16 protein-coding genes are annotated in these 21645 nt (G+C 69.7%); 11 read left to right on the forward strand and 5 right to left on the reverse strand.

What is annotated here, in order from left to right:
• The first annotated feature begins 420 nt into the window (after nt 1-420).
• Together ASD78_RS00960 and ASD78_RS00965 are read left to right on the forward strand one after the other, a co-directional pair.
• The gene (locus tag ASD78_RS00960; RefSeq protein WP_055907726.1) at nt 421-675 is read left to right on the forward strand and encodes a YcgL domain-containing protein; all 255 of its coding nucleotides are present in this window, start codon (nt 421-423) and stop codon (nt 673-675) included.
• Complete coding sequence (locus ASD78_RS00965; protein ID WP_056097765.1) at nt 668-3988, forward strand: ankyrin repeat domain-containing protein; 3321 nt, start codon at nt 668-670, stop codon at nt 3986-3988. The genes ASD78_RS00960 and ASD78_RS00965 overlap by 8 nt, the downstream gene beginning before the upstream one ends.
• A 39-nt stretch (nt 3989-4027) precedes the next feature.
• On the opposite strand, the gene ASD78_RS00970 is transcribed toward ASD78_RS00965, so the two are convergent.
• On the reverse strand, nt 4028-5863 hold the full coding sequence (locus ASD78_RS00970) for a monovalent cation:proton antiporter-2 (CPA2) family protein (protein WP_056097766.1): 1836 nt from the start codon (nt 5861-5863) through the stop codon (nt 4028-4030).
• A 285-nt stretch (nt 5864-6148) separates the two neighbouring features.
• On the opposite strand from ASD78_RS00970, the gene ASD78_RS00975 reads away from it, so the two are divergent.
• From ASD78_RS00975 to ASD78_RS00985, 3 genes are all read left to right on the forward strand, one after another.
• Nucleotides 6149-7057: a hypothetical protein gene (locus ASD78_RS00975; protein ID WP_156087517.1), complete on the forward strand. Its 909-nt coding sequence runs from the start codon at nt 6149-6151 to the stop codon at nt 7055-7057.
• A 100-nt stretch (nt 7058-7157) separates the two neighbouring features.
• Nucleotides 7158-8015 carry a hypothetical protein gene (locus tag ASD78_RS00980; RefSeq protein ID WP_056097768.1) on the forward strand — a complete coding sequence of 286 codons (858 nt, stop codon included), beginning with the start codon at nt 7158-7160 and terminating at the stop codon, nt 8013-8015.
• Between the two features lie 360 nt (nt 8016-8375).
• Nucleotides 8376-10166 (forward strand): XVIPCD domain-containing protein, encoded by a 1791-nt coding sequence (locus ASD78_RS00985; protein ID WP_056097769.1) that lies wholly within the window; start codon nt 8376-8378, stop codon nt 10164-10166.
• 443 nt (nt 10167-10609) lie between these two features.
• Here the strand turns inward: ASD78_RS00985 and rho are convergent, their stop codons facing one another.
• Entirely contained in the window at nt 10610-12322 is a 1713-nt protein-coding gene (gene rho / locus ASD78_RS00990; protein ID WP_055907744.1) for a transcription termination factor Rho, read from the reverse strand.
• 241 nt (nt 12323-12563) lie between these two features.
• Nucleotides 12564-12896, reverse strand: coding sequence for a thioredoxin (gene trxA / locus ASD78_RS00995; RefSeq protein ID WP_055907747.1), 333 nt, complete (start codon nt 12894-12896; stop codon nt 12564-12566).
• Nucleotides 12897-13142: 246 nt separating this feature from the next.
• On the opposite strand from trxA, the gene rhlB reads away from it, so the two are divergent.
• The 5 genes from rhlB (at nt 13143) to ung (ending at nt 18455) form a co-directional block, all read left to right on the forward strand.
• On the forward strand, nt 13143-14903 hold the full coding sequence (gene rhlB, locus ASD78_RS01000; RefSeq protein WP_056097770.1) for an ATP-dependent RNA helicase RhlB: 1761 nt from the start codon (nt 13143-13145) through the stop codon (nt 14901-14903).
• Between the two features lie 249 nt (nt 14904-15152).
• Nucleotides 15153-15839, forward strand: coding sequence for a cell division ATP-binding protein FtsE (gene ftsE / locus ASD78_RS01005; protein WP_055907753.1), 687 nt, complete (start codon nt 15153-15155; stop codon nt 15837-15839).
• On the forward strand, nt 15836-16780 hold the full coding sequence (gene ftsX, locus ASD78_RS01010; RefSeq protein ID WP_055907756.1) for a permease-like cell division protein FtsX: 945 nt from the start codon (nt 15836-15838) through the stop codon (nt 16778-16780). The genes ftsE and ftsX overlap by 4 nt, the downstream gene beginning before the upstream one ends.
• 134 nt (nt 16781-16914) lie before the next feature.
• The gene (locus ASD78_RS01015; RefSeq protein WP_056097771.1) at nt 16915-17751 is read left to right on the forward strand and encodes a response regulator; all 837 of its coding nucleotides are present in this window, start codon (nt 16915-16917) and stop codon (nt 17749-17751) included.
• Nucleotides 17748-18455, forward strand: a complete 708-nt coding sequence (gene ung / locus ASD78_RS01020; protein WP_056097772.1) for a uracil-DNA glycosylase — start codon at nt 17748-17750, stop codon at nt 18453-18455. Before ASD78_RS01015 ends, ung begins: the two co-directional genes overlap by 4 nt.
• Nucleotides 18456-18525: 70 nt before the next feature.
• Here the strand turns inward: ung and ASD78_RS01025 are convergent, their stop codons facing one another.
• Both ASD78_RS01025 and ASD78_RS20390 read right to left on the reverse strand, forming a co-directional pair.
• On the reverse strand, nt 18526-19155 hold the full coding sequence (locus ASD78_RS01025) for an XRE family transcriptional regulator (RefSeq protein ID WP_056097773.1): 630 nt from the start codon (nt 19153-19155) through the stop codon (nt 18526-18528).
• Between the two features lie 440 nt (nt 19156-19595).
• Entirely contained in the window at nt 19596-19790 is a 195-nt protein-coding gene (locus ASD78_RS20390) for a hypothetical protein (protein WP_156087518.1), read from the reverse strand.
• Between the two features lie 960 nt (nt 19791-20750).
• Here ASD78_RS20390 and ASD78_RS01030 point away from each other — a divergent pair.
• Nucleotides 20751-21338 (forward strand): hypothetical protein, encoded by a 588-nt coding sequence (locus ASD78_RS01030; protein ID WP_056097774.1) that lies wholly within the window; start codon nt 20751-20753, stop codon nt 21336-21338.
• Nucleotides 21339-21645: the final 307 nt, after the last annotated feature.

Consider the following 21645-nt stretch of genomic DNA (forward strand, 5'->3'; position numbering starts at 1 on the left):
GACAACCCTCCGGGGATTTTTCGAAGGAACATCCTGTTCCTCGAAAAACGGCGCGCGTCCTGCGCGCCGCCCTTCGGGTCTGGGTGGGGTTGGGCGAGTGCGGGGCATTGGATTTCAATGCCGCGGCAACGGCAACGGCAACGGCAACGGCAACGGCAACGGCAATCGCAACCGCGATGGCGATGGCGATGGCGACAACCGGCGGCTGCCGGGACGACCTGGAAGGCGGCGGACCCTCCGGAGCGCCGCGCCAGGACCCCGGTCACCCGCCACTCCGGCCCCGGCTTCAGCGCCCCCGCTACCAGCCCGCCCCGCGCCTGACGCTGAACGTCAGAGTTCGCGTGACGCGGATGGGCAGGTATGCTGTGTGTCACATAAATCCGCACCGAAAATCCGACCGGGAGCCGAGCCGTCCAGCGCATGCAAACCTACGTCTACAAGAGCCTCCGCAAGGACGAGACCTACGTCTTCCTGGCCGTGCGCGACGATTTCGAGCGCCTGCCCGAACCGCTGCGCACCCAGCTGGGGGCGCTGCAGTTCGTGCTTGAAGTGGCGCTGACGCCGGAACGCCAGCTGGCCCGCGGCGATACCGCGGTGGTGCGCGAGAACCTGGCGGCGCGCGGTTTCCATATCCAGTTCCCGCCGCGGCACGACGAAGTGCGGTCCGATGCTTGAGCGCCGTCGTCCCTGGTCCGAGCCCAAGCACGCCCGGCTGCGCCTGGCCGCGACCGCGGCGGCGGGGCTCGCGCTGGCGCTGTTGAGCGGGTTCGGCGGCGTGGTCGCCGCGGTCGCCGGCACCCTGGCGCAGCCGGCCTATGCGCTGGCGGTGCGGTTCTGGCGCGATGGCGCCGATCAGCCGCGCGCCGCGGCCTGGCTGCACGACGCCGGTTCGGTGGCGCTGCTGTGGGCCACGGGCGTGGCCGCGCTGGCGCTGGTGGTGGCCTGGCCCTTGTCGTCGCTGCTGCAGACCGGCTCGCTGATGGCGGCGCTGGGGTTGAGCGCGGTCGCCGGTATCGCCCTGTTGGGCCTATGGCGGGTGTGGCCGCTGTGGCATGAACTGGAGCGCGACGGCGGCGGCCTGCGCGAGTACTGGCAGGCCCTGGGCGAATTGGAGCTCGGCGCCTGGCGCGGACTGGGCGCGGCCGCGATAGTCGCGGCGCTGGCCGCCGCGGTGATCGCGCTGGCCTGGCCGGGCTTGTTGTCCGAGGGCGGGCGCTGGGCGTCGGCGGTCGCGCTGGCGCTGGGCTCGCCGCTGCTGCACTGGCTGCTGCAGCGGATCGAGCCGGCCGACCCGCTGCCGGGGCTGGATTTCGTCGTCGACGAAGAGCCGCTGGACGCCGCCCAGGCGCCGCTGCTCAGTGGCGAGCCGCTGGAGCCGGCGCTGTATGCGGCGGCGCGCGGCGGCCGGGTCGAGCGCGCGCTGGAACTGATCGAATTGGGCGCCGACGTCAACGCCGCGCCGCCCGCGGACGAGCGCGACCAGCGCAGTGTGGCGGTGCTGGCGGCGGTGCTGCCCGACCTGCGCCTGCTGCGCGCGCTGATCGCGCACGGCGTCGACCTCAATGCCGCCACCGCGGGCATGACCCCGCTGCTGGCCGCGACCCGCGACAGCTGGCACGGCCGTCCAGACGCGGTCATGACCCTGCTCGCCAACGGCGCCGATCCGCGCCTGGCCGACGGCGACGGCAATACCCCGCTGCACCATGCCGCGCGCAGTTCCGACCCCGGCGTGGCCGCGCTGCTGCGCGACGCCCAGGCCGAACTCGACCCGCTCAATCGCGACGGCCAGTCGCCGTTGGGCGTGGCCTGCGCCGGCGGCAATTGGCGCCTGGCCAAGTTCCTGCTCGAACGCGGCGCGCGTCCGGAACCCGCCGGCGGCCAGCCGGTGCTGCTGGCCGCGGCCGGTACCGAAGAGGACGATCCGGCCGGCGTCAGCCTGCTGCTCAAGCAGAAGGCCAAGATCGACGCGCGCGACGGCCACGGCCGCAGCGCCCTGCACGAAGCCGCCTACGCCGGTCATCTGGACATCGTCAGCGTGCTGCTCGCCGCCGGCGCCGATCCCAATGCGATCGACGCGCGCAGCCGCACGCCCCTGCTGGAAGCCGCGCGCGGCGCGCGCCTGGGCGTGCTCGAGCGCCTGCTCGAACACCTGCCGCGCGGCGGCGTCGCCGAAGCGGCGATGACCGACGCCGACGGCCGCAACGCGCTGGCGCTGGCCTGCATGGCCGACAACGCGACCCCGGCGCTGGTGCAGCGCCTGCTCGATCTGGGCGTGGACCCCGAACAGCGCGACGCGATCGGCAAGCGCGCGGTGGATCGCGCCGCCGAGGCCGGGCGCTGGTCGCTGGTGGCCGCGCTCGACCGCGCCTATCCACTGCCGGCCGCGGTCAGCGACGACGAGGCCGGCGACGCGCCGCTGCCCGACCGCATGCCCGCCAGCCTGCTGCGCGACGGCCTGCGCGAAGGCCGCGCCGCCGACCTGGGCGGCCTGGCCAAGCTGCTGACGCCGGCCGAACTGGGCGCCCAGCTGCACGACGAAGACAATGCGCCGTCGCCCGAACGCATCGCCTGGCTGCTGGCGCAGGGCGCCGACGCCGAAGCCCGCGACGCGCACGGCGACACTCCGATGTTCGCGCTGCTGGCGCGCGGCCCGGCCGCGGTGCCGGCGTTGCAGGCGCTGCTGCGGCGCGGCGTTTCGCCCGCCGGTGGCGGCGGCCTGGCGCGCTTCCTGGCCGCCTGCGCCAGCGCCGAGCAGGCCGCGCGCGGCCTGGAACAGTTCGCCCTGGACCTGATCGAACGCGGCGCCGACCCGTTCGCGCATTCGCGCAACGGCGACCCGCCGCTGGCGCTGGCCGTGCGCCTGGGCTGGACCCGCCTGGTCGATCGCCTGGTCGAGATCGGCGTCGCCCTGGACACCCGCGACAGCCACGGCATGAGCGCGCTGCACCTGGCCGCCGCGCTCGGCCGCGAGACCATGCTCAAGCGCCTGGTCGCGCAGGGCGCATCGCCCGACCTGCTCGCCGCCGACGGCCAGAGCCCGCTCGGCGTGGCGCTGTCGACCGGCCGCCGCGACCTCGCCGACTGGCTGGACTGGCGCGGCTGGCCGCTGCCCAAGCGCCCGCTGCAGGCCTACGACGTGCCGGCCGCGGCGATCGTCGGCGACGCCGACGCGGTGCGCCGCCTGCTCGATCTCGGTCTGCCGGTGGATGCGCTCGACCGCCAGGGCTGCAGCGCGCTGCTGCGCGCGGCCGGCGGCGGCCATCGCGCCGTGGTCGATCTGCTGCTGGCGCGCGGCGCCGATCCGCAGCTGCCCGCGCATTCCGGCGCGACGCCGTTGTCGGCCGCGGTCAGCATGCGCCACGGCGAAATCGTCGACCGCCTGGTCGCCTCCGGCGCCTCGCTGGAACAGCGCCTGCCCGGCGGCCTGACCGTGCTGATGGTCGCCTGCGCGCTGGGCCTGACCGACCTCGCCGCACGCCTGCTTGCGGCCGGCGCCGACGTCCACGCCCAGGACGCGCAGGGCCGCATGGCCCTGCATTGCGCGTCCATGTACGGCTTCACCGCGCGCGAGCGCAGCCGCCTGGTGGCCCTGTTCGACACCCTGCTGCTGGCCGGCGTCGACGCCGATCAGTCCGCCGCCGGCGCCACCCCGCTGTTGCTGCTGCTGGGCGCGCGCGCCGAGCCCGGTACCGCCGCCGACGAGGAAGTGCTGGTCGCCGGCCTGGACCTGCTGCTCGACCACGACGCCGCGCTCGACGCCCAGGACCCGCGCGGCTTCGGCCCGCTGCATCTGGCGGCGTTGCACGGCCTGCTGCGGGTGGTCCAGCGCCTGCTGCGCGCGGGCGCCGATCCGGACCTGCGCGACGCCCTCAACCGCACCCCGCGCGAGATCGCGGTGATGCGCGGCTTCGTCGATATCGCCGCCGAGTTCGCCCCGCCGACGCCGGGCAACGGCGTGTCGATGGCGCGCTTCCTGCGCGAGCGTTGAGTCGCCTAGCGACGCGGCGCCGTTGCGGCGCCGCGCGGTTCAATGCAGCGAGCGCTGCGCCGCCGCGTCGGCCTCGGCGGTGATCTCGCCGAGGATGCCTTCGCCCTGGTCGGCCTCGAACAGCTCTTCCAATTCCTTGCGCGCGTCCTTGGCCGACTGCAGCAGCGCGGCTTCGTCGTCGTGGACCAGGTACTGGGCGTTGAGCATGCGTTCGTCGTGCTCGCGGAAGCGTTCGGTGTGGTCGCGCGCGACCTCGGGCGCCACGCCCAGCGACGTCAGCACGTGCTCGCCCAGCTTGAGGCTGGAATAGAAGGTCTCGCGGATCGGCTCGGCGCCCAGGTCCATCAGCTGCCAGGCGTGCCGGCGGTCGCGGGCGCGCGCGAACACCTTGGCGCGCGGGTACAGCCGGCGCAGGGTGCGCACGGTGCGGATGTTGCCGTCGAGGTCGTCGATGGCGATCACGAACACGTCGACCTGGGCCGCGCCGGCCGAACGCAGCAGTTCGGGGCGCGCGGGATCGCCGTAATAGACCATGTTGCCGAAGCGGCGCATGAAGTCGACCTGGTCGGCGCTGTTCTCGATGGCGATGAACGGCACTTTGTGCGCCAACAGCAGGCGCGCGACGATCTGGCCGAAGCGGCCCATGCCCGCGATCATCACCTTGGGGTGGTTGTCGGGGATTTTGTCGAACTCGCGCTTGGGCTTGGCCTTCGGCGCGGCCGACAGCGCGCGCGAGATCGCGATCAGCAGCAGCGGCGTCAGCGCCATCGACACGCCGACCGCGGCGATCAGGCGGTCGCGGGACGGGTCGTCGAGCAGGCCGGCGTTGACCGCTTCGTTGAACACGATGAAGGCGAACTCGCCGCCCAGCGACATCACCGCCGCCAGCTGTATCGATTCGCGCCGGTCCAGGCCGCCCGGGTGCAGGCCGACGCCGAACAGCAGCGCGAACTTGATCAGCATCAGCACGGCCACCATCGCCGCGATCATCGCCGGCTCCGAGACCACGCGCTGCAGGTCGATGCTCATGCCCACGGCCATGAAGAACAGGCCCAACAGCAGGCCCTTGAACGGATCGATCTGCGATTCGAGCTCGTGGCGGAATTCCGAGTCGGCCAACAGCACGCCGGCGATGAAGGCGCCCAGGCCCGCCGACAGGCCGGCGATCTGCATCACCCAGGCCGCGCTGAGCACGGTCAGCAGCGCCGCGCCGGTGAACACTTCCGGCATCTGGGTGCGCGCGACGATCCGGAACACGTGCCGCAGCAACACCCGGCCGCCGAAGATCACCGCCGCGATCGCGCCGACCGCCTTGGCGATGGCCATCCATTGCAGGCCGTCGCCTTGCACCGCCGCAGCCTTGCCCAGCAGCGGAATCGCCGCCAGCAGCGGGATCGCGGCCAGGTCCTGGAACAGCAGGATCGCGAACGCGAGCCGGCCGTAGTCGCTGGTCAGTTCCTTGCGTTCGGACATCAACTGCAGGCAGACCGCGGTCGAGGACAGCGCCAGGCCCACGCCCACCACCACCGACGCCTTCCATCCCAGGCCGCCGCCGAACATCGCGACCGCGCCCAGGGCCAGGCCGCTGAGCAGCACCTGCAGGCCGCCGGCGCCGAACACCGGCTTGCGCATCACCCGCAGCCGCGACGGCGACAGTTCCAGGCCGATCACGAACAGCATCATGACCACGCCGATTTCCGACGCCGCCAGCACCGGCTCGGCGTCGCGGATCACCTTGACCCCGTATGGGCCCAGGACCACGCCGGCGGCGAGGTAGCCCAGCACCGCGCCCAGCCCGAAACGCCGGAAGACCGGCACCGCGATCACCGCGGCGAGCAGAAAGACCAAGGCGAGTTCCAGACCACCGCTATGCATGCATCACCTCGTCGCTGAGTAGATCGCGCCGACCGCGATAGCGTCATCTTACCCAGCGCCGCCGCCGCGGTGGATGCGCGTTGGCGGGAAACAGCTTCCGCCGCAGCGGTCCAATCGCCGCCGATGGCGCGTCGCAGCACGGTCGGGCCGCGTCGCCGTGCGGCGAAACGGTGATTTCGGCCCGCCTGGCCCGCGCGCGCATTGCTAAGCTCGCAACGCGCGCGGCCGCTGCACCGGCAGGACGTCGGGGTCGCGCGCATTCACGGCAACCACAGGAGCTACACGATGCAAGGAAACTCAAGCAAGTTGGCCGCGTTCGCGCTGGCCGCTCTTACCGGCGCCGCCCTCACCGGCGCCGCCCAGGCCCAGGCGCCGCAAGCCGCGCCCAAGCCGGCGGTGGACTCGATCATGACCACCCGCGTCGACAGCGAGATCGCGATCGACCCCAGCGGCGCCCTGATCGACTACCGCAGCGAAACGCCGCTGCCCGACGACGTCAGGACCAGCCTGGAGCGCCAGGTCCGCACCTGGCGTTTCGAACCGGTGCTGGTCGAGGGCAAACCGGTCAAGGCCAAAACCCGCATGCGCATCACCCTGGCCTCGCGCCAGCTCGGCGACGAGCGCTACGCGGTCACGGTCGATAACGTCACCTTCCCCAGCAACGGCTCCGGAGTGTTGCCGGATGCACCGCCGTCCGCGGTCACGGTCAGCAGCCGCAAGATCGTTGCGCCGGCCTATCCCCAGGGCTTGGCGCGTGCCGGCGTCGGCGGCGTGGTGCTGCTGTACCTGCGCCTGTCGCCGGACGGCCGCGTGCTCGATGCCGCACCGGTGCAGACCAGCCTGCTCAACGTCTACGGCAACGACCGCAGCCTGGCCCAGGGCGTGTCGGCGCTGGAGCAGGCCACCGCGCGCGCCGCGCGCAGCTGGCAGTTCAACGTCCAGGTCCACACCGACCATCCCAGCGCGCGCGATCTCACCGTCAGCATGCCGGTGGAGTTCCAGGCCCCGGGCGCGCACGAGACCCGGCCCGGGCAATGGCGCACCGAAGTCCGCGGCGCGCGCCGCGAGGCGGCCTGGCTGCGCGACGACGCCGGCGCCCAGCGCATCGGCGTGTCCGATGTGGACTCCGGCGACGTGGTCCCGCTGGCGAGCGCGTTCAAGCTCGCCAGCGAAGTGCAGGGCCTCGCGCTGTAAGCCGGCCCGCGGCCGCCGGGTTTATCTCCCGGCGGCCGTTGTCCGCCGCCGCGCGGTCCGTACGTCCGTCTAGTTGGGACAGCCACGAAGGACGGCGGCCATGGGCGACTCGCAAGGAATACGCAACGGCCCGAACGCGTTGGCGCTCGCGGCGGCACTGATCGCCGCCGCACTCATCGGCACGAATGCCAAGGCCCAGGGCGGCTCGGGTTACTTCCGTTACGCCGATGCGCGCCTGGCGCTCAAGCACGCGGTTGCCGTGAGCGAAGAGCCGACCGATCGGGCCGACGAACGCCGCACCCTGGTGTTCCTCAGCGCCGAGCCGCTGGACGCGGCCGCGATCGCGGCCGCCTTCGACGCCGCCGACGCGGTGCGCGATCAGAAACCGGCGGGCGGCTACGTGCGCGTATGCATCGCCGCCGACGGCAGCGAGTGCGGCCTGTACTACTCGCCCGAGGGCTTCAACAGCGGCGGCTACGGCGAACTGAGCCTGCAGCGCAACGAGCCCGCCCACATCGCCGGCCGCTGGCTGCTGGCGAAAGGCGATTTCCTCGGCACGCCCTACGACTACGACCTGCGTTTCGACACCCCGATCGTGCCCGCGCCCGGCAGCGACCTGCCCGCCGGCGGCGGCGCGCCCGGCGCGGCCTACAACGCCTGGCTGGACGCCCTGGCCAAAGGCGACGTCGCCGCGCTGCGGCGCATGGGCGGCGAGGACGCGCGCTGGCGCTTTCCCGACGACGACCCGGGCACGGTCAAGGAATCGCTGAAATCCCTGCGCGACGGCGAACCGCTGCGCGCGCAGATTTCGCGCGGCCGCCAGCACGCCGACCAGGCCGTGCTCTGGGTGGAAGGGGTGGACCGCGACGACATCCGCCGCCGCGGCCGCGTGCTGATGCGCCGCAGCGCGGCGGGCTGGCAGCACGTCGAATCCGATCTCGACAGCGTCGACGAGTGAATGCCCAACGCCTGCGGCCTGGATGCCATCCGACGGGATTGAGCCTCTGACCCGCCGGCTCCAACGGCCCCGCACCACGGGGCTTTTCTCTCTGGGTCCGTCGCACCGCGCAAGGCGAAACCGGCGTCCACGGCCGAATCCGGCATGTCACGCCGATACGGGCCGCCGCCGGCGGCTATCTCAGACCGATACGGGCCGCCGCCGGCGGCCCTGGCCGGCCCGGCCCGCCTGCCCGGCGCCCACCACACGCCCCCGAATTGCCCCGGTCACGGGACGGGCGCATGATTCAGGTTCGACCCCCGGCCGGAGCGCCAGGGGTCGGTACACCAGGAGCTAGTTCACCGAACAAGGAGTAAGTCCATGAATGCAGTGGTCGATTCGATCGACAGCGGCAACCGGGGCGGCGTGTCCGTCGCCCGCCGCTGGTATGCGGGACAGGGTGCGCCGCAGGAACGCGCCCTCAACTACACGGCGCTGCTACCCGCCGACGACGAGTGGTCGCGCGACAACGTGCTCCGCGCGATCGTCGCCGACGCTTTGCAACGCAACGGCCAGGTCGTGGACGAGGACACCCTCGAAGCCACGGTGGCCTCGGTCTCAGCCCCCGGCGGCGCGCTCGCGCAGACGGCGCTGACCTGGAAGCTGCACCCCGGCGAGACCCGCGCCGACGGCCGCGCCTCGCCGCCGTTCCACGGCTATGCGGTGGAGGTGCCCGCCAACCTGCAAAACTCGCTGGCCGAGTACGCCAAGACCTGGTCGGCGCAGCGCGATGCCGGCCCCGAGGCGCCGATCGACAAACCCTTGGCCGAGCTCCAGCAGCTCGCCCGCAGCGGCGGTCACGGCGACATCGCCCAGACCCTGGCCGCGCTGGAAGCCGCGATCCAGGCCGGCAGCGCCGCCAACCAGGCCGGCAAGCCGATCGACGCGGTGGCCATGGCCGCCGTGCTGCAGTTCGCGACCAGTACCGGACGCGAGCGCGAGGCGGCGAAGATCCTCGAGCGCTACAGCGCGGTCAAGGGCGTGGCCAACGACGCCAAGCTCATCGGCCAGGACGCCGAACGTGTATTCAACGGTCGCGACCCGATCACCCGCAAACCGCTGGACACCGATCGCCGCGTCGACGCCGCGTTCGACCTGCTCGGCAACGGCTTCAAGATGGCCGGCGATGTCGGAGCCACCGCCTTGATGCTGGGGGCGCGCGGCTCCCTGGTTACCGGCCTGATCGGCGTCGCGCCGGCGGGCGCGGCCATCGTCGCCTTCGCCGCCGGTGCGTACCAGTTGATCAAGCACATCCGCGAGGAACTGCTGGCGCCGCGCTGGGAAGAATTCCGCGAGCGCTTCCCGTTCGCCGAGGGCCTGGAGCCGCGCAAGGCGATCAACGGCGTGATGCGCCAGATCTCGGGCATGCCCACCGACGCCGGCAACGCCATGTCCACCGCCACCCGCGTGCTCGACGCGCTGGGCGAGAACGCGGAAACGCGCGAGCGCTTCCTCGCCTTCCTCAAGCAGAAGGTGCAGCCCGAGTCGCTGGTCGACATCCTCGCCTCCGGCCAGGGCCTGGAGCGCCTGAGCGCGCAACAGGCCGTCGATCTGGCCAAGGCGGCGAAGAGTTCGTCCAGGGAGTTCCTCGACCTGGAGCTCAAGGACGTCAAGCGCTACGTGCGTGATCGCGATGGCGACCGCGAGCGCGGCACCTATCTGCTGCCGGCGGCGGCGCAGGAAGCGGCCAACCGCAACACCAACAAGCTCGGCGGTGCGGTCGACGAAGGCCTGCGCGTGGCCGGCGCCCTGACCAGCGGCGCGAATTCCTTGAACGGCATGTACAAGGACATGCTCGACAAGCTCAAGGGCGTCGACCCCGCGCAGGTCAAGCTCAACCAGCAACAGCAGCAGAACCTGGCCGCGGCGCTGGTGCCCGTGACCCGCGACGGCGGCCTGACCCAGGTCGATCATCTGTTCGCGAGCAAGGACGGCAGCAAGCTGTTCGCGGTGCAGGGCGATCCGCAGTCGGCGACCCGGCGCATGGTCTCGATAGACGTGGCCGCCGGCGCCAGCCAGAGCCTGGAAGTCAGCAGCCAGCTGGCGGCGCGCAACATGGCCAGCGGCGAGACGACGCAGCAGCAGGCGCAGGGTGGCGGTCGCGGGTTCTGATCCCAGCAATCGCACCAGCGAAACGCCCCGCGCTGCGGGGCGTTTCTTTTTCCAGGCTGCCGAATGCGGCAGCGCTTCGATGCGCTGGGTAGGAGCTGCGTAAGCTGCGACTGCGAACCTGCGACTACTGCGTCGGCTCTTCCCCATGGAGACGGGGAGGTGAGGGGCTCCTGCCGTTGTTCTGTTAGCGGCAAAAGCATTCGCGCTTTGCGCTCATCCCCTCACCCTAGCCCTCTCCCGCAAGCGGGAGAGGGAACAGCAACGACGCTACTGCTTTTAACTCATCTCCCTGCAAGCGGGAGAGGGAATCCTTGCGACGCTGCTGCTTTAGCCCCTCTCCCGCTCGCGGGAGAGGGGTTGGGGTGAGGGCCGCCCATCCCCACCGCCCAAACAAAAACGCCCCGCACAAAGCGGGGCGTTTCGCGGCGCCGGCGAAGCGCGCCTCAGCGCTTCATCGAACTGAAGAACTCGTCGTTGGACTTGGTGGTCTTCATCTTGTCCAGCAGGAACTCCATCGCGCCGATCTCGTCCATGCCGTGCAGCAGCTTGCGCAGGATCCAGATCTTCTGCAGCAGTTCCGGCTCGATCAGCAGGTCCTCGCGGCGGGTGCCGGAGCGGTTGATGTTGATCGCGGGGTAGACGCGCTTTTCGGCGATACGGCGGTCCAGGTGCACTTCCGAGTTGCCGGTGCCCTTGAACTCTTCGTAGATCACCTCGTCCATCTTGCTGCCGGTGTCGATCAGCGCGGTGGCGATGATGGTCAGCGAGCCGCCTTCCTCGACGTTGCGCGCGGCGCCGAAGAAGCGCTTCGGACGGTGCAGGGCGTTGGCGTCGACGCCGCCGGTCAGGACCTTGCCCGAGCTGGGCACGACGTTGTTGTAGGCGCGGGCCAGGCGGGTGATCGAGTCGAGCAGGATCACCACGTCCTTCTTGTGTTCGACCAGGCGCTTGGCGCGCTCGATCACCATTTCGGCGACCTGGACGTGGCGGCCGGCGGGTTCGTCGAAGGTCGAGGAGACCACTTCGCCGCGCACGGTGCGCTGCATTTCGGTCACTTCTTCCGGACGCTCGTCCACCAGCAGCACGATCAGGTGCACGTCGGGGTGGTTGTGGGTGATCGCGGTGGCGACCTGCTGCATCAGCATGGTCTTGCCGGCCTTGGGCGGCGAGACGATCAGGGCGCGCTGGCCCTTGCCCTGCGGCGCCATCAGATCGAGGATGCGGCCGGTGATGTCTTCGGTCGAACCGTCGCCGCGTTCGAGCCGGAACTTGCGGCGCGGGAACAGCGGGGTCAGGTTCTCGAACAGGACCTTGTTCTTGGACGCTTCCAGCGGCTCGCCGTTGATGGTGTCGACGATGGAGAGGGCGAAATAGCGTTCGCCGTCCTTGGGGAAGCGGATGCGGCCGGACAGGTGGTCGCCGGTGCGCAGGTTGAAGCGGCGGATCTGGCTGGGCGAGATGTAGGTGTCGTCCGGGCCGGCCAGGTAGCTGGCCTCGGCCGCGCGCAGGAAGCCGAAGCCGTCGGGCAGGATTTCCAGCACGCCGTCGGCGGCGACGCCTTCGCCGTGGCGGGTCAGGACCTTGAGCAGGGCGAAGATCACGTCCTGCTTGCGGGCGCGGGCGACGCCTTCCTGGATGCTCAGCTGGTCGGCCAGGTCGAGCAGTTTCGGCGCGGGCATGCGCTTGAGGTCGCCCAGCGAGTACTGCGGGAAGCCTTCCGGCACCTGCGGGTGCGGGCGCGGGACGAAGTTCTCGCCGTTGCCGCCGTCGTTGAACATGCCTTCGTCGCGCGGACGGCCGCTACGGTCGCCGCCGCCACCACCACCGCGTTCGCGGTCGCGGCGATTGCGGAAGCGGTCGCGGCGGTTGCCGCCGCGGTTGTTGTCGAAGTCGCGTTGAGCGTTGCCGCCTTCGCCACCGCCGCCGCCACCGCCCTGCGGCGCGCTCTCGCCGCCGGACGGGGCCGGTGCGGAGTCGCCTGCGGAGGGAGCGGGAGCGGCCGGGGCGGCCGGTGCGGGGGGCGCGGCCGGCGGCGGAGCGCTGGCGGCAGGAGCGGACGGACTGGCGGCGGCGGGAGCGGCGTCGGCTTTGGCGACACGCGGCTTGCGCACACGCTTTTCGGCGATATCGCCAGCGTCGGGGGTGTTATCGGACAAGCAGGGAATCCTCGCTAAGGGGCGAGCGCTCGCAGGCAGCGAGCGGGACGTCGGGGACGTGGGTGGATGATGGTTTCGCGAGATGGGGTGCGGCGCTGCCAGTGCTACGGTTCGGCGCCGGGTATGGCGAAACTAGCACTGCCGCTGCGCGGCGGCAAGCCTGCAGGGGCTTGCCGTTCACGTTGCCGGGCCGGGCCCGGCGGCCTTCGCCCCGCATGGCGCGGGCGAAGGCGGGGGGCGATCAGATCGCCTTGTCGATCATCTGGGTCAGCAGGGTCTTGATGTTCGGCGGCGCCCCCAGCTGGCTGGAGTGGACCTGGCCGTCCTTGAACATCAGCAGCATCGGGATGCTGCGCACGTTGTAGCGGACCCCCAGCGCCGGGAATTCCTGAACGTCGACCTTGACCACCTTGGCCTTGCCGTCGTACTGGTCGGCGAGCTGCTCGACGATCGGCCCGATCGCCTTGCAGGGGCCGCACCAGGGGGCCCAGAAGTCGACCAGGACCGGTTCGGACGACTGCAGCACGGTGGCATCGAAGTCGGAATCGCCAGCATGCAGAACTTTTTCGCTCACGGGGATGATCTCCTGCGGGGTGCTCGCCCGTACGGAACGGGCTCTTCTTGAATGGAAACCCCGGGCGGGCCGTGCCGGGCGGGGGCTTACTGTAAACTGGGGCGTTTCGCGGCACCTTCAAGGGCTGCGCCACCGCCTCCCAGAGGCAGAACGTCGGGTCGGCCATGGGGTCTGCCCGGCCCCGGCAGTCTGCTTCGCCGACGCCACCCACGCAAGCGCAGTTCTGCGCGCGGACCCTTAAGACGCATGAGCGACAAGCCTTTAACCGATGTAACGTTCTCCTCGTTCGACCTGCATCCCAGCCTGCTCGCAGGCCTCGAAGCCGCCGGCTTCTCGCGCTGCACGCCGATCCAGGCGCTGACCCTGCCGATCACCCTGACCGGCCGCGACGTCGCCGGCCAGGCCCAGACCGGCACCGGCAAGACCCTGGCCTTCCTGGTCACCGTCATCAACCGCCTGCTGACCCGCCCGGCCCTGGCCGAGCGCAAGCCCGAAGACCCGCGCGCCCTGATCCTGGCCCCGACCCGCGAGCTGGCGATCCAGATCCATAAGGACGCGGTCAAGTTCGGTTCCGAGCTGGGTCTGAAGTTCGCCCTGGTCTACGGCGGCGTCGACTACGACAAGCAGCGCGAGCTGCTGCAGAAGGGCGCCGACGTCATCATCGCCACGCCCGGCCGCCTGATCGACTACGTCAAGCAGCACAAAGTGGTGTCGCTGCACGCCTGCGAGATGTGCGTGCTGGACGAAGCCGACCGCATGTTCGACCTGGGCTTCATCAAGGACATCCGCTTCCTGCTGCGGCGCATGCCGATCCGCACCGAGCGCCAGACCTTGCTGTTCTCGGCGACCCTGAGCCATCGCGTGCTCGAGCTCGCCTACGAGCACATGAACGAGCCCGAGAAGATCGTCGTCGAGACCGAGTTCATCACCGCGGCCAAGGTCCGCCAGAAGGTGTACTTCCCGTCCGACGAAGAGAAGATCCCGCTGCTGCTGGGCCTGCTGTCGCGCTCCGAGGGCGCGCGCACCATGGTGTTCGTCAACACCAAGGTCTGGGTCGAGCGCGTGGCGCGTTCGCTGGAACGCGGCGGCTACCGGGTCGGCGTGCTGTCCGGCGACGTGCCGCAGAAGAAGCGCGAGTCGCTGCTCAACAAGTTCCAGAAGGGCCAGCTCGAGATCCTGGTCGCCACCGACGTGGCCGCCCGCGGCCTGCACATCGACGGCGTCAGCCACGTCTACAACTACGACCTGCCGTTCGATGCCGAGGACTACGTCCACCGCATCGGCCGCACCGCCCGCCTGGGCGCCGAGGGCGACGCGATCAGCTTCGCCTGCGAGCGCTACGCGATGAGCCTGCCGGACATCGAGAGCTACATCGAGCAGAAGCTGCCGGTGGCCACGGTCGACGCCGACCTGCTGGTCGCACTGCCGCGCAAGCCGCGCGAAGTGCCGGCGGGCGAGGAAGGCGAAGAGAACGAAAGCATCGGCGCGATCTTCAAGGAAGCGCGCGAGCAGCGCGCCGCCGACGAAGAGCGTCGTGGCGGCGGTCGCAGCGGCAGCCGCAGCGGCGGTTCGCGCGACGGTGGCCGTCGCGAGGGCGGTCCGCGTCGCGAAGGTTCGCGCAGCGAGCGTCCGCGCCGCGAGCCCGGCGCCGCCGCACCCGCTGCCACGGCGGAAGGCGCCGCACCGCGTCCGCCGCGTCCCGAGCGCAAGCCGCGTCCGGAAGGCGAGGCGGCTCCGGTCGCCGCCGCCACGGCCGCGGTCGAAGGCGAGCACGCACCGCGCAAGCGCCGCCGTCGTCGCGGCGGTCGCCGCATCGAAGGCGCCGAGGGTGCGACGCCCGGTCAGACCACCCAGGTCGCCGCAACCAAGGCCGCACCGGCCGCCAAGTCCGGCGCCGCCAAGTCCGCTCCGGCGGGCGAGGGCGACGCCAAGCAGGGCGGCCTGCTCAGCCGGATCGGCCGCGGCCTGAAGTCGCTGGTCACGCGCGCACCGCGTTCGCAGCACTGACGCAGGCGGGCGCAGGCCCGCGCGGCGACACGATACGGGCGCCCTGGGGCGCCCGTTTTCGTTTTCGGACGTGGCGGGGCGCGGCTTACCGCTGCCGATGCGGTACTGCGGGCGGCGGTGGTCGATCGCGGTGCCTTCCTTGTTGCACGACGTCAGGGCGCCGGCATTGGCCGGGTGCAGGCGGAAACGCTATGCGCGCCATGAAACATGATGTGTTCTCGCGAATCGCTCATCTGCGATACTTCCGCCATGACCGTCCTGCGCTTCGACAACGTCAGTAAACGCTACAGCAGCGGCCACGAGGCGCTCAGCGAAGTCAGCTTCGACGTCGCCCCCGGCGAGATGCTGTTCGTCACCGGCCACTCCGGCGCCGGCAAGAGCACGCTGTTGAAGCTGATCCACCTCAGCGAGCGGCCCAGCCGCGGCGCGGTGCTGTTCGGCGACAAGAACCTGCTCAAGGTGCGCGGCCGCCGCGTCGCTCTGCATCGGCGCGAGGTCGGCGTGGTCTATCAGGACCACCGCCTGCTCGCCGACCGCAGCGTCGCCGACAACGTCGCCCTGCCGTTGCTGCTGCGCGGCCTGCGCCGCGGCGACATCGCCAAGCGCGTGCGTGCGGTGCTGGACAAGGTCGGCCTGGGCTCGCGCGAACGCGCGCTGCCGGGCGAACTGTCGGCCGGCGAACAGCAGCGCGTCGGCATCGCCCGCGCGATCGTCGGCGAGCCGCGCCTGCTGGTGGCCGACGAGCCCACCGGCAACCTCGACCCGACCCTGTCGGCGGAGATCCTGGCGCTGTTCGCCTCGCTGCCCGAGCGCGGCACCAGCGTGCTGGTCGCCAGCCACGATCTGGCCCTGGTCAAACGCATGCGCAAGCGCGTGCTGGTCCTGAACCAGGGCCGCCTGGTCGACGACATCTCGCCGCAGGACCTGGCCGAATGAACGTCAAATCCGACGCGCCTTCCGACTCGCGCTCGCGCCTGGGCACCTGGGTCGACCACCACGTCTACAGCCTGGTCGCCAGCCTCGGCCGCATGCTGCGCAAGCCCTGGGCGACCGCGCTCACCGTCGGCGTGATGGCGGTGGCGCTGGCGTTGCCGCTGGGCCTGTGGGCGGCGCTGAGCAACGTCGAGCGCTTCACCGGCGACGTCGAGCAGTCGCGCCAGATCGCGGTGTTCCTCAAGCCCGGCCTGGCCGCCGAACGCGCCAGCGCGCTCGCCGACGAGCTGCGCGCGCGCCGCGACATCGCCGCGGTCGAGCTGCGCACGCCGGAACAAGGCCTGGCCGAACTGCGCGAGAAGAGCGGCCTGGGCGAGGCGATCGCGACCCAGGACGGCAACCCGCTGCCCGCTCTGCTGCTGATCACGCCCAAGGGCGACGAGCTGCTGCTGGCCGAATCGCTGAAGACCCTGCCCGACGCGGATCTGGTCCAGCACGACGCCGGCTGGCGTCAGCGCCTGGACGGCTGGCTGCGCTTCGGCAGCCGCCTGGCCTGGGTGCTGGCGGCGTTGCTTGGGTTGGGCGCGTTGCTGGTGGTCGGCAACACCGTGCGCCTGGACATCCAGTCGCGGCGCGAAGAAATCAGCGTGCTGCAACTGCTGGGCGCGACCGACGGCTTCATCCGGCGTCCGTTCCTGTACCTGGGCGCCTGCTACGGCCTGGTCGCCGGCGCCTTGGCGCTGGCCCTGCTGACCGCCGCCGACATCTCCCTGCGCCAGCCGCTGGCGGAACTGGCGCGCAGCTACGGCAGCGCGTTCGCCCTGCACGGCTTCGACCTGCGCTACGCGGCCGCGATCGTCGTCGGCGCCGCGCTGCTGGGCTGGCTCGGCGCCGGGCTGGTGACCGGGCACTATCTGCGCCAGACCCGCCCCACCGATACCTGATCGGCCGGCCCGGATTCGCCGCCGCAGCGGCCGATCTCGCCGGGACGATACGCCAGACTCGGAATCGGCAGCGTTTCGCGCCTAAACTCGGACTCCCTTCGCGCCCTCGTCGATAGCGACCCGATCCGTACCGCATGCACAGTCACGATCTACGCCATTTCGACAACGCCGCACCCCGGGTGATGGTCGTCGACGGTTCCAAGCTGGTACGCAAGCTCATCGGCGACGTGCTCGCGCGCGAGCTGCCGAACGTCGAGGTCGTGCCCTGCGGCAGCATCGCCGAGGCGCGCGCGGTCCTGGACGGCGGCGCGGTCGACCTGGTCACCACCTCGCTGGTGCTGCCCGACGGCGACGGCATCGGCTTGGCGCGCAGCGTGCGCGAGGCCGGCGGCCAGGCCTACGTGCCGGTGATCGTGGTCTCCGGCGACGCCCAGTCGCACCTGGAATCGCGCCGCTTCACCGAAGACGTCACCGACTATTTCGACAAGTCCCTGGGCCACAGCGCGCTGGCCGCCTTCATCCGCGGCTACGTCCAGCCCGAGCCGATCCCCGGCGCGCGCGTGCTCTACGTCGAGGACAGCCGCGTGGTCGCGGTCGCGACCAAGCGCATGCTCGAACGCCACGGCCTGCAGGTGCTGCATTTCATCGGGGTCGAGGAAGCGCTGGAATACATGGAAACCCACCGCGGCAACGACGACGTCGGCGCCGACCTGGTGCTGACCGACGTCTATCTGAAAGGCGCGCTCAGCGGCAACGATCTGCTCGAACGCCTGCGCCAGGACTACAAGTACGGCAAGCGCCGCCTGCCGGTGCTGGTGATGACCGGCGACGCCAACCGCGACAACCAGAGCGAACTGCTGCGCGCCGGCGCCAACGACCTGGTGCTCAAGCCGATCGAAGAACGCCTGCTGGTCACCAAGACCCTGTTCCAGCTGCGTTTGTCGCGCCTGCCGGAGCGGAGCTCGGCATGAACGGCGACGACGGCGAGCGGATCAAGCTGGAGCCTTCGTGGAAGACGCGCGTCGGCGACTGGTTCGCCCGCGACGACATGCGCGCGCTATCGGCGTTCCTGCGCCAGCGCAAGGCCGCCGGCGCCCGCATCTACCCGCCCGGCCCGCAGATCTTCGCCGCGTTCGACGCCACCCCGTTCGAGCAGGTCAAGGTCGTCGTGCTCGGCCAGGACCCCTACCACGGCCCTGGTCAGGCCCACGGTCTGTGCTTCTCGGTCCCGCCCGGGGTGAGCGTGCCGCCGTCGCTGGACAACATCTATAAGGAGATCCACCGCGACCTCGGCCTGCCGCGCCCCGACCACGGTTATCTGATGCCGTGGGCGCACCGGGGCGTGCTGTTGCTCAACGCGGTGCTGACGGTCGAGGACGGCCGCGCCGGCGCCCACCAGGGCAAAGGCTGGGAGGGCTTCACCGACCACGTCGTCGACACCCTCAATCGCGAACGCGAAGGCCTGGTGTTCCTGCTCTGGGGCAGCTACGCCCAGGCCAAGGGCAAGGTGATCGATCCGCGGCGTCATCGCGTGCTCAAGGCACCGCATCCCTCGCCGCTGTCGGCGCACCGCGGCTTCATCGGCTGCGGGCATTTCTCGGCCGCCAACGAGTATCTCGCGCGTCAGGGCCAGACCCCGATCGACTGGTCGCTGCCGCCGCGCAGCGCACTCTGATCCGGCGCCGTCCGGGCGCCCGGGAAACCGCCTCGGCCGTGACCGGCCCGAGACGCGGCATGGCCGCGGATCAGCGCGTTCCTTGGGCCGCCATCAGGGCTTCGAGCGCGCCCTGATCGTCGTCGCTCGCGCTGACCGTCATGATCGTGGCAGCCTCGCTGTCCGCGCCGATCACGTAGGCGTGGCCCATGTTCGCGTCGATGTAGACCGACTCGCCGCGTTGCAGCGGCAGCGGATCGTAGAACTCGGTGTGCAGCACCACCGTGCCTTCCAGGACGTAGACGAACTCCTCGCCGGAGTTGCGGGCGTAGGGCCCGAATTCGTCCAGGCTGCGCGCCCGCAGATGGGTCACGGCCGGGGTCATGCGCTTGTGGCGCAGCTCCGGGCACAGATAGAAGGACTCGTAGTTCTTGCCGTCGATGCGGACCGCATCGCGGACCCGGCCGATGCTGCGGCGTGCGGTCACCGTCGGCGCGCCGCCGTTCACCGTCTCCTCGGCGAACAGCTCCGACATGCGGATGTTCAGGCGCTCGCTGAGCTGCTGCAGCTTGTCGTAGGTCAGCGACAGGCGGTCGTGTTCGATCTTGGACAGGGTGGACAGCGGAATCCCGGAGCGCTCGCTCATCTGCTTCAGCGTCCACTTGTTGCGCGCACGTAGCGAGCGCAGCAGGCCGCCGATGGTCGGGTGGGGCGACTTCATGGATGAACTCTCCGCAGCATGAAAACGGTTCCGGTTGCCGCGAAACGAGGACGGGACGCCGATGCAGCCTCGGAACAGGCAAATGGTTCAGTATGTGAAAAATACACAAAACCGATGCAAAAAGTCAGCCTAATCCGTTGTTTGTCCGTGTTTTTTTGATCCCGGGACCGAGCGCCGCCGCCTCCGCTCGTGGCCGCGATCCCGGGCAGGGGCAGGCATTTCGTGCGCCCATGCGGCTTGAGTCCAGCTGCGTTGGAGTGCGAATTCATCGCCGTGCGGCGCTGCGCATGCATTCAAGCCGGGGCTGCGAATGGCAGCTCAGCGTCGCCCTACCGGGCCGATACCTGGGGCGGGCTCCGGCCATGCCCCCTGTGCCCGGACTCAACGGGCATCCACGAAAAGAATCCCGATACGGGTAGCTTATCCGTATTGGAGAAATGTTATCCGATGGGCAGATTCATCGAAATCTGCGCGGCTGTCGGCGAGGCGTTGCGGATCGACGCCGGACCTGCTCGGCTGTCCGCGGATTTCCCCAATATTTCGGCTGCAAAAAAGGGCATCGAATTGGTGCGGCCCAGCTCGCCGAGCTGAGCTTGAGAGAGCAGGGCATCGTCATTGCCGATCTGATGCCACAATTTTTATCAGTTAACGGGATAAATATTGGGCATTAGGCCATGATATTTGCTGATTAAGACAATATTGCTCGTATTGTCCAAACTGGGTTACATTGGCTCAGCTGGCAAAAGTTTGCGATGGGCGACATGGATGACCTCCCCAAGGATGCGGAGGGGGTGAGGTGGGACCGGTAAGAGCTCTGGACGAGCGCAATGTGCCTGCGGATATCCGTTGGGCACCGCGGCCGGCCGTTGTTTCCGCAAGTCGCGATTGCGATTGCGACTGCTCCTAGGTCCTGGGGGTGTGGATGCCGAAGCGCTAGTGGGGTGCTCACGGAAGCCGCAAGTGTGGGCGTAGTAGCCGCTGGCAGACGAGCGGCTCCGCTTCATCGATCCGGCAGCAACGAAACGCTCCGCTTATGCGATCGCGATGATGGACGCACTCGCCGCACGCCCGTCTCGCCGACCGAGGCCTGGCATGCGTCGATTGAGCGTCGGCCGCGCGATGTCACACATCTTGTTAAGCGTGGCGACGCGATGTCCATCGGCGTTCGTCTCGCTTCAAGCAACTCGACCAAGTAGAACGCGAAGCTCAAGCGCATGGATGCCGAGATGGCGTTCAACGTCGCAGCTGTGCCTGGATTGTGCCGCATAAAACCACTAAAAATGCTTAAAAACGAGGCGATTCGGCACTGGATGGATGTGCATGAATGATCCCTGCCATGAGCCCTGCCACTGCGTTACGTCGCTCGTAAAGGAACTTGCGATGAAGAGATCACGATGCTGATGGCGTCGGTTCTGAATGCGCTCCATCTTGAACGGCGAATGTGATTTTCTGAGAGTGTGATTTTTTTGTGATTGAACATGGATTCCCTTCGGTAAACCATGTGCGTGGAATACGAGCTTGCTCAACCGGAGTTTCCGTCGAGTCGAGCGTTTGTGACTTTTGTGCTGGATAGAAGCGAAGCGTCGGGAAATGTGATGGAAGCCAAGCAGAAGGTAAGTGCGAAGCCCGGCGCCGCGCCGGTCGCGGTCAGCGCCGAAGCCGATCGCGGGGACCAGAAGATGGAGCAGATTCGCGAACTGATGTTCGGCGGAGTGGCCCGCGATTTCGATCGACGCCTCAAAGAGATGGCGGACGGGTTAAAGGAAGAGATCGCGGCCAATTGCGAAGACTGCATGAAGCGCATCGCCGCCCTGGAGACACGGCTGGACGCGCAGATCGAGCGCATCCAGGTGCAACTGCGCCAGGAGGCCGCCGCCAGGGCAACGGCGCTGGACGATCTGGACACGCGCATCGGCCAGGCGCAGCGCACTCAGCGAGGCGAGCTCAGCTCCATCCTTCAGCGTCACGAGGATGAAGCCGCGGCCGGCGAGGCCCGCGCCCGCGAAGCCATTTCCGCGCTTGAGGCGCAGGCCAGACAGAGCATTCAGGCCCTGAGGGACGCGCTGAACGTTTCGCGCGTACAGATCAATGACGAAAAACTGGCTCGTGAAGACTTGGCGGACCTGATGGCCGAGTTGTCGTTGCGTTTGCGCGGCAAGCAGGACCTGGCCGACAACGGTTGACCGCACAGATGCGTTGCCGCCGACTCGATCGTCGCTCGCGGAGCGGGGGAGTCCGGCACCGTCACGCAATGTCCCGATTCGCTGGCCAAACAGGAACTGGTGGCTTGCCTCCAGCCCGATCGTCGCGTCGAGTTGGTCGTCAGCGCTTCGAACTAAGAGTGTCGAACGCGCCATGGCGTCAAGAACGCCATGACCGGTCTAAATCCCGAACATTCATTGGGAACCGCATGAGGTTGGGGATGGGGTCCTTGTTCCCTGCAGCTTGACGCCACAGAGATCGGTGTGACTCGCAGCCGAAGATAGTGTG

This window comes from Lysobacter sp. Root667 (genome assembly GCF_001427715.1).
Classification (GTDB): Bacteria; Pseudomonadota; Gammaproteobacteria; order Xanthomonadales; family Xanthomonadaceae; genus Lysobacter.